The following is a 15,963-nucleotide window of genomic DNA, read 5'->3' as shown; positions in this document are numbered from 1 at the left end:
CCATATATTACTAGTTAGGTGATCGTTAACAATGTAGTAGGAATGGTTATCTGGCTATCTTGGCTTTCCGCAGTTCCAGTTCAGATTGGCGATATTCCATCACCTGGTTAAAGCCGTAGTTCACACGACGTATCAGAAAATTCTCAAAAATCTTGTCAAAGGCAGCTTCATCCTTCGCTGTAATCAGTTCTGGCAGCACTTCTTCCCAATTCTGAGAAATACGTGACCAGGCTAACGCTATATCGGAATCCCCTATAGGATCTAGTCCCTTATAGATGCCGCTGTCCAGATCGGCCTGTTGGTTGGCGAACTCCTCCATTTGCTTAATGGATGGGGCATTCTCTGGTCTCCACTTGTTAACGAAAGCAGGGTTTCGCAGCATCCAGTAGGTATCCATAATGCCATATTCCTTTTCCAGCCGCTGCCTATCCGTGTCATGCAACTGAACCATTGCCGCCGTCAACTGCGGTTTGCCGTTCTTAATCTCCCAGGTTTCACCTTCTTTGCCTAAAAATAAATCCCTTTGGCCTTCTTCACTGGCCAGATAGGTCAAAAATCGAATGGCCCGTTCAGGGTTTTCCGTGGATTTGCTAATCATCGTAACCATCCAGCCATCCATGCTGCCGGGAAACAGTTTGGCGGATTCCCCCCTGCTACTCCGGGGTCCATCTACAGCAATATAGTATGAACTCTGATTCGTAAGGACTTCCAATTTCGAATTGAGGTCCGATATGTCTGTCCATTCCCGAATCATCATAAAATATTGGGCATGGTTGGTTTTTTCCTGCACCTGCGCACTGGAGTCGACCAGAAAATCAACATTAATCAGGCCCTGCTCGTAAGCGGTACGAAATGTTTTCAGCCACTCCATATAATCGGGATCTGTCATTCGGTCGTATACTTTACCGTTCTGTTCATGGGGGATCGCAAGCAGATTTTGCAAGTATTCGGTCAACCCATAGGATGCATTCCCCTGTGCCCAAAACGGACTGATCAGCTGACCTTTATAAACAGAATATTGATTCTTCAGCAATTGCAATGCATTTAGAAAACCTTTCGGTGTGGTAAGGTCCGGTTTGCCCATCGACTCATACAGATCTTTACGTACGAGAAAGGTTTGGTTCGCTCCCGTCAAGCTGGTTGAACGCATCTGTTCGGGACTGTACGCATCATTGGGGATGACATAGGTATGGCCGTCTTCCTGCCGATACCATTGCAGAGCATCATCACCTGCTACCTTGTAAAAGTAAGGATCATACTTGTTGGCTAGCTCATCCAGGGCATAGATGAGATTACTCTCCCGAAGTTTGTTAACCGCACTCTCCCAGGAGCCGATGGTTATCAGATCCGGCAGACTACCGGTCGTCAACATCCGTGATAACATCTCGCTTGGTTCACCAGTTGATACTTCAAATTCGATATTGACCCCTGTTTTTTGGGTGACATATTTGGAAGTCAGGCTCTCACCCCAAGTTTGCCCGTACCATTCAGCTCCAACGAACCACGTTAGATTCACGGGGGTGGTATCCAGCTTCCATGACGGTTCTTCCAGATTCAGATTAAGGCTCTGTATCTGCTCCGTGAAGTCAACCTTTGTCGAAGCACGCCTATCTTCCGATTGCTCTGACTCAGAACAAGCAGTCAAGCCTGACATCAGACACATCATCAATAAGGCTATAATAAAAGGACTTCGAAACATGAACACCTAAGTGCCTCCTTCCTATACTGGCGATCTCCAATCCCCATCTGCATCAGCATTCATACTAGTGGTGGTACAACCGATTTTACTACCCTTGGATTAAAATGGAAATGGTTTAATGGTCGATTCGCAGATGATCCGCAACATTCCCCCTAACGAAACATAACTTGTAATAAATCAATGGAAGGGAGACCAATTCGTGTATTTAATCTGGATACTTATTGTCGGTGGGCTAATTGGCTGGTTAAGCGGAAATCTGATTGGACGGGACGTGCCGGGAGGCGTACTCGGCAATATCATTGCTGGCTTTGTTGGATCGTGGTTAGGGTATGAACTGTTGGGACCGAGGGGGCCGGTGGTGGGTGGATTTCATATCATACCCGCGATCGTCGGGTCGATCATTGCTCTCTTGATTTTCTATGCTCTGGCGCGCGGTGGAGCGTTCCGAAGACGTTAAAAGGCGGAGACGACAAGTTTTTAACCAATTGATTGGGTATTGAAGTAAAGCTTCTTTCGCCACCGTTGCATCATCTTCTTCATAAAGTGTAGTTTCCACCCGGTAGTCGAATAAAGCCGCCGATCCTGTTGATCGGCGGCCTCCTTTGGTTTTATGGAAATTAGAATCCACCTCTAGAATGAATGATTTGTCCGGTGATCCATTGAGAATCGTCGCTTGCCAGAAAAGCAATCAGACGGGACACATCTTCAGGAAGACCGATACGGCCCATTGGAAATCCCGGTAGCAAAGCTTTTTTCACTTCTTCCGACATCCAACCCGTATCGGTAGGCCCGGGATCAACCGCATTCACAGTAATGTGAAACGGAGCCAGTTCAGCAGATAGACATTCGGTAAAGGTGGAGACAGCGCCTTTTGTTGCGGCATAAGCGAGATTGCCAGGCATCGGCCCCTTACCTTGACCAGACGTGAGGTTGATGATCCGGCCGCCGCAAAGGACCTGACGGCCGGCCAGTTCAACCTCCAGCATACGCGCAAATTCGGCCGATAGCATGAACGTACCTCGAATGTTCATGGCGCAGTGCGCATCGATCAATGATGCATTTAATTGACGGAAATCAGCTGCTACACTGTAGGTAGCGTTGTTGACGAGAATGGTCGGCAGCCCGAGAGCCGATCGGCATGCATCAAGCAGTTGCGCTGGAGAATTGGGATCGGTAAGATCGACCTCCATATGCGCTGCCTTAACGCCATAGGAGCGAAGTTCTTCGGCAAAGAGATCCGGCCAGTTTTTGTCGGCATCCCCCGGATTCTCTGTTTTATCGTAATCGTACAGATGGGTATAGAACACATTAGCGCCTTCTTGTGCCAACGTGCGGCAGACAGCGGTTCCAATACCTCCGGGGCGGCTTGTGCCTGTCACAATAGCGGTTTTTCCGTATAGTTTGGTCATTTTATTACCTCCGTTTAATAAGGGAGGGAGAAAACCATTTTTCATTGGAGATGGAATTATCCTAGGTATAACAAAAAGCGGATACATCAAGTATCCGCGCCCGGGTTTGATTCAAACGGTTCCTCGCGTCCCTTGAATGATTGCGGATCGGCATCACAAACCAGGCGTGTGGTTATAACCAAAACACCAAGTCGAGCGATCCAGTTTAGATAACCATTACAAGGAAGTCCACATTGTCCGGCGAGTCCCCTTTCCTACATCTCCACTTTAAATATTACGAGTCAGACTCAATTACTGTCAAGACAAATACATGGGATTACATTTCCAGTGAAAATGGTTGGGTGGTCAAGCATCCTGCTAACCTGCAGACTGTTCACTTTTTTGAATGTAACTTTATATTCGATTTTTACAACTTCAATTCATATCGTATATCAGGTAAATTCTCTTCATTTTCTTGTCCTCTACCAGTAATTTCAAATCCATTATTCTCATAAAATCTTTGGGCATTTTTATTCACTTCAAATGTATATAAAGTTAATTTTCCATTTGCTTGTGCTTTTGCTTTATTAAGCAAGGTTCGCCCTATTCCATTCCCTTGATAATCAATATGAATATAAAGTTGGCTTATCTCAGTTTCACTATAGGCAATCATTCCAACTACTTTTTCATCAATTAACGCTAAATCTATTTGATACTGTTTAGATAGTATATGATTTAAAAAATATAGATGGTTTTCGAAGCTATGGGTTTCAGCCTGACCAATTGCCCGTTCCTTACTATCTCTCCACATTTTCACTGTATGTTCAGCATACTTGGGATTATAGTTAGATACTTTAATTTCAAATTTGTTCATTAATATACCGCCTTAAATAGAAAGATTTTCAAACGATGCAGTAATGACTTGAAAAATATCTTCTTGATCCAAGATTTCCGTTCCATTGTAAGTAATAATTCCTGATGAGAAATCAATGTCATCAGTGTTCTATGGCCACCAGTTACCTCTGCCTGCCAGTCTATTATATGCGTTCATTAATTCTGATCAGTAATTTCTTTAAGATTTGCTTCTCCTCGTCATTAAGGGCTTGAACGATTTCATCCTCCACTTTTTGAAATGAGTTATTGAAGTCTTCAATCAAGTCAACCGCTTTTGGTAATACATAAATATTTTTTTGCCGTTCATTATTAGCCGGGATTTTACGTTCGATGAAACCTTTTTGCTCTAGACCTTGAAGCATGCTTGTAACGCTTGCCCCACGCAGGTGAAACCGATCTGCAAGATCCTTTTGAATAATATGATTATCTTGATTCTCATAAATATAATCGATTACTTTTCCTTGTTGAGAACTTAATCCTAGCTCTTTTATACTCTCATCCGCTCTTTTCTTTAACTTAAGACCGATAATTTGAAACAAATCCATATAAGGTGTATCTTCTCGGGAATGCATGACCGTCCATCGTCCCCTCTGTAATTGTTAGGAATCTAATTGTAAGTAGCTAAAATATACAGTGATCCCAGTAGGCTTGTCAAACAAAAGTTAGACTATTGACTGTTAGGTATCTAACAGTTATACTCCGAAGTGTTGAAACACAAACACATTAGGAGGAGTTATGATGGAGAAATTAAATCAGAATGCTGGGTCAGAAGGAATTACGGCGATTACAAATGTACGAATCTTTGATGGATATCAAATTATTGTTCCCAGACATATTGTCATTAAAGGGGTATCCATTATTTCAGTGGGCGGAGACATCCCAAGCGATGCAACAATTATCGATGGAGAAAATGCGACATTAATGCCTGGTCTGATTGATGCACATGTCCATACCTCCATTGGTGGATTACGAGATGCCTTAAAATTCGGTGTTACAACAGAACTCGAAATGAACGGCGATTTTACGAAAAGAGGGCGCGAAATTCAGCTAAAAAATGTGGATGACATAGCAGACGTCCGATCTGCTGGGACAGCGATTACCGCTCCTGGTGGGCACCCAGATGAATTACTGCCTGATGGAGATGAAATACCTGAATTCGTATTAAAGGAACTAGAGAAGTTATCGGAGGAAGACCGGGAAGCAATGTTAGCCGCCTACGCTCACGATCACGACGAAATACCTCAAGTGACGACGGTTGATGAAGCGATCAAACATGTGCATACCCAGGTGGAGAATGGATCTGACTATATTAAGATCATGATTGAAGAGGGAACGGTTATGGGTGCACCTGGCCTGCCTGTTCTAAGTGATGAGATTCTAAAAACAGCCGTTACTGAAGCCCACAAGTTCGATAAGTTGGTCATTGCCCACGTTTTGACGGCTCTTTCATCGAAAGCTGCCATCGATTTTGGAGTCGACGGTTTGGGCCACTTGTTTATCGACAGACCCGAGTACACGTCCGAATTGGTTAAATCCATAGCTGATTCTGGAGCTTTTGTTACACCGTGCTTGGTGTTGAATTCATCAATTATAGGTAATCCGGCATCAGAATTGGCTAATGATCCACGAGTTCATTCCAAATTAAGTCCGGATTGGATCGATATCTTGAACTCAAGCTTCAATACGTTCCCACAAGGCAATATGGAGAACAGCTTTAAAAATGTGATGGATCTTCACCGTGCCGGAGTTGATATTCTTGTAGGGACGGATGTCGCACCGGTTCCTGTTCCGAACCTTGGTGGCCTTGCTCATGGGGCTAGTGTTCACCACGAAATGCAGTTGCTGGTGAAGGCTGGGTTCACTCCGATCGAAGCTCTTCAGTCGGCTACTTCCAAACCGGCCCGTTGCTTTGGTCTACATGATCGTGGCCGGATTACCGAAGGTGCACGTGCTGATCTTATTCTCATAAACGGTGATCCGATCACTAATATTTCAGATACCTTGTCAATCAAATCCGTGTGGTTCAATGGTTCGCAAAAACTAGGCTAAAACTAGTAGTTTATATTTCCTAATTGTAAAATCACTAAGAAGAGGGAGTGCAAAAATGCAGTCCCTCTTCTACTTTAATCTAATTATGCTTTTGGAATTGCCCCTATTTGTTGAAGCAAGCCAAGCATATCGGGTTGACCATACTCTTCAATAATTTGGCCATTGGAGATCCGATAAAAATTCATTGCATTTACTTCGATTTTTTTGCTCGTTGGTGGAAACCCGAGAAACTCTCCGTCTTGTGTGCCCTTCATGACAAAATGAGCTGCTATTAGATCCTCTTCTGCTACTAGCTCCTTAACAGTCCACTGTATATCGGAAAAACCAGATCTCATCATATGAATTATGGAGAGATAACCACTGGGACCATTCATTGGTTCTTTTTGCATAGGTACATAAAAAACAGCATCTGGAGCAATCAATTCTTCAGCAAGCTCTTTGCTTGCCGTATTAATGAAGTTCGTGAATCGATGCATCAATTGTTTGTTTTCTGTAATCGTCATATTTAAACCCCTTTCTATTTTCGTGAGCATATGCCTTCACTTAAATTTTATCTCTACTTTAGATACTTGGTAAGTAGGCACCTTAATGTTGCATAGGAACCTTGTTGTAACTATTATTTTATCTTTAGGTTGCAGAGCCAATAAACTGATCTCTAAATGCTGTCTCCAAGAATTCAAGAACGTTAACATATGATTCAAAAAATAGTCACTCAGTTGTATCCATAAACTATTTTGCGAACTCCCTCCTCCTTTCATTCATTTTCATTTGATTTTTCATAGACAGAATTATAATATAAGCAATGTATTGTTTTGAAAGTAGGCGCCTTTTTGTTATATAGGAACCTAATAGTAACTATTGGAGGCGATAATACAGTGATTTCAAAAAAAGAGTTACCGTTGTGTCCCGTCGCAACGACAGTTGGATTGATAGGTAACAAGTGGAAGTTATTGGTTATGAGGGATCTTTTGAAGGGAACTCATCGATTCGGAGAACTTCGTAAAAGTATCCCGGAGATCAGCCAAAAGGTTCTCACTGAAAATTTACGTTCAATGGAAGAGGATGGAATTGTCATTCGTACTGTTTTTGCAGAAGTCCCTCCGAGAGTCGAATACAGCTTAAGTGATTTAGGAAATTCACTGAAGCCAATTATATTCTCTATGGAAACATGGGGACTCGGGTACCAGAAACTCAATGATGAACTTCCAAACGATATTGATCAGAGTGAATGATGTCAAATTGTTACTCCACGGTCATTTCAAAATAGAATAAATTCCTCTACATCTTCAAGTTAAGTCAATGGAGGACTCATGCGTCCTCCATTAATTCGTATGAGAGAGTTGATCTTCGAACACCAGTTTCTGCAATATTTCTATTGCATGAAGAAAAAACGGACAAGATCCTCATTAAATAATTGGCTATTTAAAATCAAAATGGATATGCATTGTTTTTGGATACATGAATAATTTCAGATGGAAACCTTGCCTTAAAATATTTTTCGACTTTCAGATGAATGTTTTTCTCGTACCATCTGTCCCAGCCGTTCGCCTCAAATAATTGTGGCATCCCTAACCGCTTAGATCTCATCCCCATTTGACCATCACCAATCAATAGCGTATCAATCCAAATTCGATCAGTTATGCCTTGTAACATGTTAGCGAAATTAGGTGAAAAAGGTAGCACAGGGGAGATAGATATTTGTGTATGTATCCCTGCATCATTTATCTTTTTCAAGGCTTTAACTCGTAAATCTATTCCAGGAGCATAGGGCGAAAAAATTCGTTTCACGTCTTCGCGATCTGTCTCGATTGTCATTGAAACCATAATTCGACATTTTCCTTTTAATTTCAGAAGTATATCAAGGTCTCTGGCAACCAGCGGGCTTCTAGTTTGAATTTGAAGTGAATCTGGTGGGTTTTTATCCATTTCTTCCAATAGGCTTCTTGTAATGTTTGCCCTCTGCTCTACAGGTTGATAAGGATCTGTGGCTGATGACATGAATATACTTATGGGTTTATTTTTACGTCTTAGAAGAGAGACTTCCTTTAGATAGTTTTCTGCTGCATTTTTCTTGACATCCACCCACGATCCCCAAGGAATATCCTTAAACTTTTGAATAGGCATTTCTCTGACATAACAGTATTCGCAAGCAAATGCACAACCCGTATAGGGATTTAGTGAATGAGTAAAACCAATATCTAGATAACCTTTTACTTCACTTAATATTTTCTTAGACACAATGTCTTTGATTTCAATTGGCATGACGCTACCATCCCCTCAATTACTTTTACGCCCACTTCTCCTCTTGCGTTTTATCTTAAAATTTCTCATGCTACTTGAAATGATGACTTGATAATTACGTCCCGCTAGCGAACCCGAAAATTGGGCATCCTGCTGATTTCTCGATTGTCTTAAACCTTCTGCTATTCCTCCTCCTTCGCGGCTTTTCTTTTGAATGTCCTTACCGAATAAAGGGGCAGATATATAATAATGAGTTTTTTTATCTTTGACATCCAAACATAGTTTACTCTGCCTTTTTATTTATCTTTTTCGTGATTCCCAGTTTGCCGAAAGATCTGCTCGTATTGGTTGCCGCATCCATGAGTTAGATTCTTATTTTCTATGTTCATGTGGGCAATTCAGTAATATCAACGTTCATATGTTCGGTAAGCATTAAGGTTACATCCACTTTCACTTTGCTCCATAATAATGTCATTTTATGAATGTAACCTCTCACCGAATAATCTACCGTTAAACTCAGCTCAGATCTCACTTCATCTATGATTTTAATATGATGTTCCTTTAGCCTTTGTTTTGATTTGTACATCTCTAAAGCAATTTTCTTTTGAGTACCGTCCAAGTAGTCAACATACACAGATTTCATTTTGAAGTTTGAAGCGTATATTTTATGTTTATCTACCTCCAGAGCACCTAAAAGATAAGGGAGCTCTACCACCCTCTTCACGAGTGAAAGTTCCTCGAAAGTCTGTCGCACTTTACACGCCTCCTTCTTCAAGTTTTACAGCGACCAATTGATCAAAATCGACCCATTCAAATCCATTCTCCATTTCAATTTTGATTTTCTTTCCAAAGGTACTGACTGAAGTGACGATCCCGTGTATATCCCGATTGCCTGACTCAGTAAATATTTCAAAGGTGGCTTGCAATGTATAATTGAGCGACATATCTATATTTTGTGTAATAATCTCCCACTCATCTTCATGGATCAGCGGTTTCGTTAGATAATGAACTTGAGTACGATGCTGTATAATTCGTTCTTTATGTTGAGGAAGCATCATGCGGCTCGATTCCCATAATCCATTGGCCTCCAGTTTTTTGCTCATTTATAATGCCCCCCAATTTTAGATGCTCGATCGATCGCTTGACCCGCAGCCGTAATGGAGCTTGCTCGTAGAATGGCAATGTCGCCAAATCGATCCTTAATATCGTCCATCACCTGATCAATGGCCCGTTTCTGCTCTTGATCATCAAAAAAAGATAGTTGATATGTATCCGCGTTGGATAATTGAGACAGGGATACGCCTACACGGCGCACAGGTTGCCCATCCCAGTGTTGATGAAATATGCGTTTGGCTATCTTGCATACATCAACGGTTATGTTTGTAGGATCAGACAGTTTCACCTGCCTGTGAAAACCAGTGGGGTGGTCAAAATCCGCTCCAGACACACTCACAGATACTACACTACTTATCAGTCCCTTTTTGCGGGCTCTTCTGCATACTTCTGTGCAGATATCGAGAATAACCACTTCGATCTCCCAAGCCTCTGTGAAATCTCTAGGTAGGGTCATTCCGTTTCCAATATCTTTTTGTGTACTGTGCGTGTTGACGGTTACCGGCGAATTGTCGAGTCCATTTGCGACTCGCCAAATGACTTCTCCATTAACACCCCACTTACTTCTTAATTTGGAAAGAGGCGTATTCGCCAGGTCTCTAATGGTTCGGATGCCCATCTTCCACAGATGTTTTTCCATTCTGGAGCCGATCCCCCACATATCGCGGATGGGCCTATCTCCAATATGGAGGTGTAACTCCTCTTTTTTTAAGTGGAAAATGCCCCCCTCTGCTTTTTTAGCGATCATATCGCAGCATAATTTACTGATGATTTTGTTTTCACCAATGCCAGCTCTCGCGTAAACGCCTGTTTCATTATAGATTTTGTCTTGAATTTGCTTGGCCAAATCAACTGGATCATTACCGAATAGATGCATAGACCCTGTAAAATCAGCGAATAATTCGTCTATACTGTACGGTTCGACCAGATCGGTGAACTCTTCAATAATGGACATGATTTGAGTGGATACTTCGATATATTCTTGCATGTGTGGTCTCACAATGATCAGTTCAGGGCACTTCTGAAGAGACTGCCAGAGTGGTTCCGCGGTAGACACACCCTTCGCCTTGGCTAGTGGACAAGCGGCAAGGATAATTCCAGAGCGTCTTGCGGGGTCTCCCGCAACAGCTAATGGTCTATTTTTGTATTGAGGCATTTTTGCCTTTTCGACTGAAGCATAAAACGACTGCATATCAATGAGCATAATGGTTCGTTGCTTAGTCAACACTGTAATCACTCCTGTACTTTTAAGAACGTATGTTTGTATATATTATAGACCGAACACATGTTCTTTATGCAAGAGGTAAATATTTATATTTAGCTTTTGAAAACCCTTGGACACCATAATGAACTGTAGACTGGATATTGTCAGCCACTGTAGCCATCAAAATAATTAATTCTTAGTTTTATTATTGATGCACAAAAAACCAAGTACTTGTCTCACAAAGTGATAAGTACTTGGTCTATTTGATAGAATTTAAAGATTGGATCATCTTTCGTTCGAGTGCAAATTATATTTCCAAATCCAATCTTTCCCCGTTGGATTCAATCACCTTTTTATACCAGTGGAAACTGTCCTTTTTACTTCTTTTCAGGGTACCACTGCCCTCGTTATCCTTATCTACATAAATGAATCCGTAGCGTTTCTCCATTTCGCCAGTTGAGGCACTAACGATGTCGATGCAACCCCAAGCCGTGTAGCCGATAAGATTAACGCCATCGAGGATAGCTTCTCTCATTTGTTCGATATGATCTCGCAGGAAATTGATCCTGTACGTATCATGGATAGAGCCATCCTCTTCGATGACATCAACCGCTCCCAGACCATTTTCAACGATCATTACAGGGATTCTATACCGATCGTACACATGATTGAGTACGTAACGAAGTCCAACTGGATCGATTTGCCATCCCCAATCATTTGCCTTCAAATATGGATTTTTGAATCCACCAAAGACATTCCCCTGGGTCTCATCACCCTCTGGGCGGGTACCCACTACATGAGATTTGTAGTAGCTGAAGCTATAAAAATCAACACAGCCTTGTTTTAGCACTTCTACGTCTTCTTCTGCCATCTCAATCTGAATATTGTTCTCATTAAAATATCTCTTGGCAAAGTCAGGGTATTCCCCTCTAACTTGCACGTCACTGCTCAGCATATTGTTAATCTGATCCATTCTCAGAGCCTTCAACATATCTTCCGGTTTACATGTACTTCCGTAACCATGACTATAATTAATCATGCAACCGATTTGGAACGCCGGATTAATCTCATGAGCAAGCTTGACAGCTTTTGCACTTGCTATAAATTGATGATGTAAAGCCTGGAATCTTAATTGCGTACTATCCACAACCGTATTGTTAAATACACCACTATCATCAACTAATAATGCCCCTGCTATATATGCACCTGCTGGAACAATTAAACTATTGATCTCATTAAATGTAATCCAGTACTTCACGACATCCTTGTAACGGGTGAAAATGGTCTCACAATACCGTACGTAGCAGTCGATCATCTCTCTGGAAGCCCAAGCATTGAACTTCTCAGTTAGCGCAAACGGAGCTTCGTAATGTGAGATCGTAACGATGGGTTCAATATTATACTTTTTCAGTTCACTGAACACCTTGTCGTAAAATTGAAGTCCTGCTTCATTTGGCGTTATATCGTCCCCGTTGGGGAATATTCTGGACCAAGCAATGGACATTCTGAAGCATCGAAAGCCCATCTCTGCAAACAGACGGATATCTTCTTTGTAATGATGGTAAAAGTCTACTGCCTCATGGGAAGGATAGTTTACGCCCTCCTCAATGTGTTTAGTGATCCGTCTTGGAATAGTATGCGTTCCACCCGTCATCATATCTGCTGTACTTGCCTTTTTACCATCAATGTTCCAGGCACCCTCGTATTGATTCGCCGCTGTTGCGCCGCCCCACATAAAAGAGTCCGGGAATACGGTTGTGTTCTTCATTGGAATTCCTCCTTGTATTCTTATATGATCTTCATTAGTTTTTCACCGATCATAATCGATGGTTTGTCTATACCAATTACATCTGTAAAGTCATCTGAATTCGTAACAATAATAGGTGTAGTCAGATCATAACCTTTGGCGGCTATTGCATCTGTATCGAATTCGATAAGTAAATCCCCAGCTTTTACTTCATCACCTTCTTGTACATGCACCTTGAAATGTTCACCTTTCAGCTTCACCGTGTTCATGCCGATATGAACGAGGAGTTCAGCCCCATTATTCGAGCTAATACCGATTGCGTGGAAGGTAGGGAATACCGCGGATATGACACCATCGGCTGGTGAAACAAGCTTTCCAACTGTAGGTTCAATGGCGATCCCTTTTCCCATAGCTCCAGTTGCAAAAGCTTCGTCCTTTATTGTTGATAACTCTAGAACTCGACCAGTCATTGGTGCTATGAGCACATGTTCAGAAACACTAACAACAGGCACACGGTTTGTTGAAGATGAATTGGCTGGTGTTTGTTGATCCTCTCCATCCTCAGGCACATCTTCAAATCCTAAAATAAGCGTCATCAAGAAGGTAACAACAAAGCCAATGACCAGACCAATTGCTGCATGGATTAGGTTCCATGGATTATCTGTGATAAATGCTGGCAACGTAGCCAAGCCGGCAATGCCTAGAGCAGATCGAGCTACTCCGAACAAGCCAACGTATATTCCGCCTACAATACCACCAATGACAACAGCGATCAGCGGTTTTTTCAACCGTAGATTTACACCAAACAATGCAGGTTCGCTAATTCCTAACAGCGCAGTTACGCTAGTAGAGTATGCAACTTGTTTAAACGCCTTATTTTTGGTTCTTAATGCGACCGCGAGCGCAGCTGCACCTTGAGCAATATTGTGTACGAGCATACCTGGGCCAACAATGCCATCAGTTTTTGTCTGCGCATAAGCAGTGAGGACAACGGGTCCCAAACTATAGTGCATCCCCGTCAGAATCAGGAATGGGAATGCTCCGCCGATAATACCAGACACTAACCATCCTGCGTGTGTATTGACATAGGATACAGCAGAAGCAAGATAGTTACCGGCAATTGCACCCAATGGTCCTAGAATAATTAATGTTAGAGGCGCCATAACAAGGATTACAACTAAAGGTTTCAAAATGGATTTGATCACGGAAGGAGAATACTTTTCAGCAAATCGTTCCACATATGACAGGATCCATACAGCTAGAATAATTGGAATAACGGAAGAAGAATACGTTGCTTGTGTAACAGGCAGACCGAAGAACGTAACAGGCTCACCCGCAGACATCAACGCCGAAAAGCTAGGATGTAACAAGATACCCGCAATGGTTAACGCAAAACCCACATTAGCTTTAAGTTTAACAGCAGCACTCCAGGCGAGCAGCATTGGCAAGAAGTAATAAGCCGCATCCCCGACGAAAGTCATAATCGTATTAAATTGACCGTCAAGGTCAACGAGATCAAAGGTTTTCAAAATAAGAAGAACTGCCTTAATCATGGCGCAACCAATCATCGCCGGTAGGATAGGTGTAAAGATTCCGGAAATCGTGTCCAGAACAGTGGAGACTTTTCCTTTTTTCACAGTTGGAGTATCATTCTTGCTTGTAAAGTTCCCTAGTTGCGCAAGGGCTTTATAGACGTTGTTGACCTCATTACCAATAATGACCTGATACTGACCTCCACTACTGGCAACGCCCACAACTCCTTGTACGTTTTTCAGTGCTTCGTTGTTTGCAATCGACTCGTCTTTCAAATTAAAGCGCAACCTGGTAGCACAGTGTGTAACACTTTCAATGTTTTTTTCACCACCAACAAGTTTTAGAATGTCGGTAGCCGTTTGTTCATGTTTCATTTTTGTTCCCCCTTCAATGTATTATTCTACAAAAAAAGACCTAGAGTTCTATCGAATATAGATATGCTCTATACACGATGGAACTCTAGGTCTTGCCTGCATCACCAGTAACAATCCTAGTATAGTCATTATGGAGCGATGATGGGTCAATCCCTTTCTTCATCAGTCACCCTTTTGATATGAACAGTTAAATACACCAATTCGTCTTCGGTTAATTCTTTCCCATAGTCTACCCGAATCAACTGCGCAATTCTTAGACTACATTGGTACTCTAGCTTATATTTTTCTTTAATAATATTGAGGAAATCGTTATCATTACTTTTCATCACCGTATTGTTAAACAGACGATAGGCAAAAAACTTTAGATGCGTGATCAGTCTAGAGTAGTGAAGGGAGCTTTCGTTAAAGTGAATTTTGAACTGATAACGAATAATATTTAAAACCTTTTGAATCAATTGTGTCATCTTCATGGTATCTTCCATTTCAGATCCGAGCTCTGCATTGACAATATGAAGCGCAATAAATCCAGCCTCATCTTCAGGCAACGTAATGTTGAATTCTTGATTAATCATATCCAAAGCCTTCAAAGCCACTCGATACTCATTGGCGTAGAATGCTTTAATTTCAGACAATAACGCATTGTTGAAGTTCATTCCCTGTTTATAGCGTGATACGGCGAAGTTAATATGGTCTGTTAGCGTCAAATATATATTTTCATTCAGCTCTTTATCCAAGGACTGCTTGGCATATTGAATAATACTATCGGACACACGGATGTACTCCATCGGAATCTGCGCGAGCAGGGCATATAATTTGCCAGTTACATTTTTGGACTTCAGGAAAAATTCTTTCTCAATCTTCTCTGTGTCCACATCGTCTCCTTTTTTCTTCTGAAAACCAATGCCACTTCCTAGAAGCATCATCTCCTGGCGTCTTTCATTTACAGCGCAGACGACATTATTATTAATAATTCGCGTGATTTTCATACGAATCTCCTTTTAAAATGAAACGTTAACAGAATTTAGCAAATAAAAAAGACCATTAATAGTGCACCCATGGTATTAAACTCTACATGTTTGCATATTAATCGGTCTTGCCTGCTGATCAGTAACAATCCTGATTATATTCATTATTTACTTGTACGATTATCTTAGTGGAAGGCGTTAGATTTGTCAATATGGTCATTTGAAGTACTGATGGGGCATTTGCCTGAATAAAACAAGAGGATATCTCCCCTATCCTAGCTTACTTAATTAACTTATTTACAGTGATCATCAGTTCATCCAAAACTTTGTGATCGCCTTCTGAAATGCGTTCAATGACACAGCTTTTCATATGATGTTCCAAAAGCTGCTTTCCTACGCCATTCAATGCGGATTGAATGGAGGCAATTTGGTGCAACACGTCATCACAATACGTATCCTTCTCAATCATTCCTTTTACTCCACGCACTTGCCCTTCAATCCGATTCAACCGGCTAATTAATTTTCGCTTTGTACTCTCCGAATGATGGCTTTTCCGCTCGTTTGAAGATGTATGGTCACATGAGGCGGCCTCAAGTATCGTATCATCCATGTAGATCAACTCCTTTATTAACACATTACCATCCCCCCCTACCCTATGTAAAGGGAGCAAGAAGTATCATGGTACGTGCTAAGAGAACGGCTTGTCATCAACCAAGATTGAATCGGTTGGGCAACCATCTACTGCATCTTGTAAGC

Annotated in this window: 17 protein-coding genes; 3 read left to right on the top strand and 14 right to left on the bottom strand. The window is 41.7% G+C overall.

Going from position 1 to position 15,963, the window contains the following annotated elements:
- Nucleotides 1-46: 46 nt before the first annotated feature.
- Complete coding sequence (locus ACE04G_RS17950) at nucleotides 47-1,699, bottom strand: extracellular solute-binding protein (RefSeq protein ID WP_449004737.1); 1,653 nt, start codon at nucleotides 1,697-1,699, stop codon at nucleotides 47-49.
- Nucleotides 1,700-1,898: 199 nt separating this feature from the next.
- Between ACE04G_RS17950 and ACE04G_RS17945 the strand changes: the two genes are divergently transcribed.
- Entirely contained in the window at nucleotides 1,899-2,156 is a 258-nt protein-coding gene (locus ACE04G_RS17945) for a GlsB/YeaQ/YmgE family stress response membrane protein (protein ID WP_074095306.1), read from the top strand.
- 160 nt (nucleotides 2,157-2,316) lie between these two features.
- Here ACE04G_RS17945 and ACE04G_RS17940 read toward each other — a convergent pair whose 3' ends face one another.
- The 3 genes from ACE04G_RS17940 to ACE04G_RS17930 all read right to left on the bottom strand — a co-directional run bounded on the left by ACE04G_RS17940 (nucleotide 2,317) and on the right by ACE04G_RS17930 (nucleotide 4,553).
- Nucleotides 2,317-3,108, bottom strand: coding sequence for an SDR family oxidoreductase (locus tag ACE04G_RS17940; RefSeq protein WP_221821433.1), 792 nt, complete (start codon nucleotides 3,106-3,108; stop codon nucleotides 2,317-2,319).
- A gap of 406 nt (nucleotides 3,109-3,514) precedes the next feature.
- Complete coding sequence (locus ACE04G_RS17935) at nucleotides 3,515-3,961, bottom strand: GNAT family N-acetyltransferase (protein ID WP_221821432.1); 447 nt, start codon at nucleotides 3,959-3,961, stop codon at nucleotides 3,515-3,517.
- A 163-nt stretch (nucleotides 3,962-4,124) separates the two neighbouring features.
- The gene (locus ACE04G_RS17930) at nucleotides 4,125-4,553 is read right to left on the bottom strand and encodes a MarR family winged helix-turn-helix transcriptional regulator (protein ID WP_036673638.1); all 429 of its coding nucleotides are present in this window, start codon (nucleotides 4,551-4,553) and stop codon (nucleotides 4,125-4,127) included.
- A gap of 166 nt (nucleotides 4,554-4,719) precedes the next feature.
- Here ACE04G_RS17930 and ACE04G_RS17925 point away from each other — a divergent pair, with 166 nt between their 5' ends.
- Nucleotides 4,720-6,030, top strand: a complete 1,311-nt coding sequence (locus ACE04G_RS17925; RefSeq protein WP_221821767.1) for an amidohydrolase family protein — start codon at nucleotides 4,720-4,722, stop codon at nucleotides 6,028-6,030.
- Nucleotides 6,031-6,113: 83 nt separating this feature from the next.
- Here the strand turns inward: ACE04G_RS17925 and ACE04G_RS17920 are convergent, their stop codons facing one another.
- A complete protein-coding gene (locus tag ACE04G_RS17920; protein WP_221821431.1) occupies nucleotides 6,114-6,533 on the bottom strand; it encodes an ester cyclase in 420 nt (139 codons plus the stop codon).
- A gap of 372 nt (nucleotides 6,534-6,905) precedes the next feature.
- Between ACE04G_RS17920 and ACE04G_RS17915 the strand changes: the two genes are divergently transcribed.
- On the top strand, nucleotides 6,906-7,262 hold the full coding sequence (locus ACE04G_RS17915; RefSeq protein ID WP_221821430.1) for a winged helix-turn-helix transcriptional regulator: 357 nt from the start codon (nucleotides 6,906-6,908) through the stop codon (nucleotides 7,260-7,262).
- 196 nt (nucleotides 7,263-7,458) lie between these two features.
- Here the strand turns inward: ACE04G_RS17915 and ACE04G_RS17910 are convergent, their stop codons facing one another.
- The 9 genes from ACE04G_RS17910 to ACE04G_RS17870 form a co-directional block, all read right to left on the bottom strand.
- A complete protein-coding gene (locus ACE04G_RS17910; protein WP_449004685.1) occupies nucleotides 7,459-8,292 on the bottom strand; it encodes an SPL family radical SAM protein in 834 nt (277 codons plus the stop codon).
- 15 nt (nucleotides 8,293-8,307) lie between these two features.
- Nucleotides 8,308-8,547: a hypothetical protein gene (locus ACE04G_RS17905; protein WP_260632763.1), complete on the bottom strand. Its 240-nt coding sequence runs from the start codon at nucleotides 8,545-8,547 to the stop codon at nucleotides 8,308-8,310.
- A 109-nt stretch (nucleotides 8,548-8,656) separates the two neighbouring features.
- Nucleotides 8,657-9,025, bottom strand: a complete 369-nt coding sequence (locus tag ACE04G_RS17900; protein WP_036613922.1) for a YhjD family protein — start codon at nucleotides 9,023-9,025, stop codon at nucleotides 8,657-8,659.
- A gap of 1 nt (nucleotide 9,026) precedes the next feature.
- On the bottom strand, nucleotides 9,027-9,374 hold the full coding sequence (locus tag ACE04G_RS17895; protein WP_100527527.1) for a YolD-like family protein: 348 nt from the start codon (nucleotides 9,372-9,374) through the stop codon (nucleotides 9,027-9,029).
- A complete protein-coding gene (locus ACE04G_RS17890; RefSeq protein WP_449004738.1) occupies nucleotides 9,371-10,588 on the bottom strand; it encodes a DNA polymerase IV in 1,218 nt (405 codons plus the stop codon). Before ACE04G_RS17890 ends, ACE04G_RS17895 begins: the two co-directional genes overlap by 4 nt.
- Nucleotides 10,589-10,895: 307 nt before the next feature.
- Nucleotides 10,896-12,356: a glycoside hydrolase family 1 protein gene (locus ACE04G_RS17885; protein WP_221821428.1), complete on the bottom strand. Its 1,461-nt coding sequence runs from the start codon at nucleotides 12,354-12,356 to the stop codon at nucleotides 10,896-10,898.
- 20 nt (nucleotides 12,357-12,376) lie between these two features.
- The gene (locus ACE04G_RS17880) at nucleotides 12,377-14,242 is read right to left on the bottom strand and encodes a beta-glucoside-specific PTS transporter subunit IIABC (protein ID WP_449004686.1); all 1,866 of its coding nucleotides are present in this window, start codon (nucleotides 14,240-14,242) and stop codon (nucleotides 12,377-12,379) included.
- Nucleotides 14,243-14,388: 146 nt separating this feature from the next.
- Entirely contained in the window at nucleotides 14,389-15,228 is an 840-nt protein-coding gene (gene licT / locus ACE04G_RS17875; protein WP_076250546.1) for a BglG family transcription antiterminator LicT, read from the bottom strand.
- 259 nt (nucleotides 15,229-15,487) lie between these two features.
- Complete coding sequence (locus ACE04G_RS17870; RefSeq protein WP_047843212.1) at nucleotides 15,488-15,817, bottom strand: metal-sensitive transcriptional regulator; 330 nt, start codon at nucleotides 15,815-15,817, stop codon at nucleotides 15,488-15,490.
- Nucleotides 15,818-15,963: the final 146 nt, after the last annotated feature.

The organism is Paenibacillus sp. AGC31 (assembly GCF_057334655.1).
Note: the sequence above shows the minus strand (reverse complement) of the source record. Positions and strands in the feature narration are given on the sequence as shown.

What these genes read in the sequence shown, in the direction of transcription:
- ACE04G_RS17890 (WP_449004738.1), bottom strand. Translation starts at nt 10,588, where the DNA reads ATGCTCATTGATATGCAGTCGTTTTATGCTTCAGTCGAAAAGGCAAAA.
- ACE04G_RS17950 (WP_449004737.1), bottom strand. Translation starts at nt 1,699, where the DNA reads ATGTTTCGAAGTCCTTTTATTATAGCCTTATTGATGATGTGTCTGATG.
- ACE04G_RS17925 (WP_221821767.1), top strand. Translation starts at nt 4,720, where the DNA reads ATGGAGAAATTAAATCAGAATGCTGGGTCAGAAGGAATTACGGCGATT.
- ACE04G_RS17880 (WP_449004686.1), bottom strand. Translation starts at nt 14,242, where the DNA reads ATGAAACATGAACAAACGGCTACCGACATTCTAAAACTTGTTGGTGGT.
- ACE04G_RS17885 (WP_221821428.1), bottom strand. Translation starts at nt 12,356, where the DNA reads ATGAAGAACACAACCGTATTCCCGGACTCTTTTATGTGGGGCGGCGCA.
- ACE04G_RS17920 (WP_221821431.1), bottom strand. Translation starts at nt 6,533, where the DNA reads ATGACGATTACAGAAAACAAACAATTGATGCATCGATTCACGAACTTC.
- ACE04G_RS17940 (WP_221821433.1), bottom strand. Translation starts at nt 3,108, where the DNA reads ATGACCAAACTATACGGAAAAACCGCTATTGTGACAGGCACAAGCCGC.
- licT (WP_076250546.1), bottom strand. Translation starts at nt 15,228, where the DNA reads ATGAAAATCACGCGAATTATTAATAATAATGTCGTCTGCGCTGTAAAT.
- ACE04G_RS17870 (WP_047843212.1), bottom strand. Translation starts at nt 15,817, where the DNA reads ATGGATGATACGATACTTGAGGCCGCCTCATGTGACCATACATCTTCA.
- ACE04G_RS17930 (WP_036673638.1), bottom strand. Translation starts at nt 4,553, where the DNA reads ATGCATTCCCGAGAAGATACACCTTATATGGATTTGTTTCAAATTATC.
- ACE04G_RS17895 (WP_100527527.1), bottom strand. Translation starts at nt 9,374, where the DNA reads ATGAGCAAAAAACTGGAGGCCAATGGATTATGGGAATCGAGCCGCATG.
- ACE04G_RS17935 (WP_221821432.1), bottom strand. Translation starts at nt 3,961, where the DNA reads ATGAACAAATTTGAAATTAAAGTATCTAACTATAATCCCAAGTATGCT.
- ACE04G_RS17910 (WP_449004685.1), bottom strand. Translation starts at nt 8,292, where the DNA reads ATGCCAATTGAAATCAAAGACATTGTGTCTAAGAAAATATTAAGTGAA.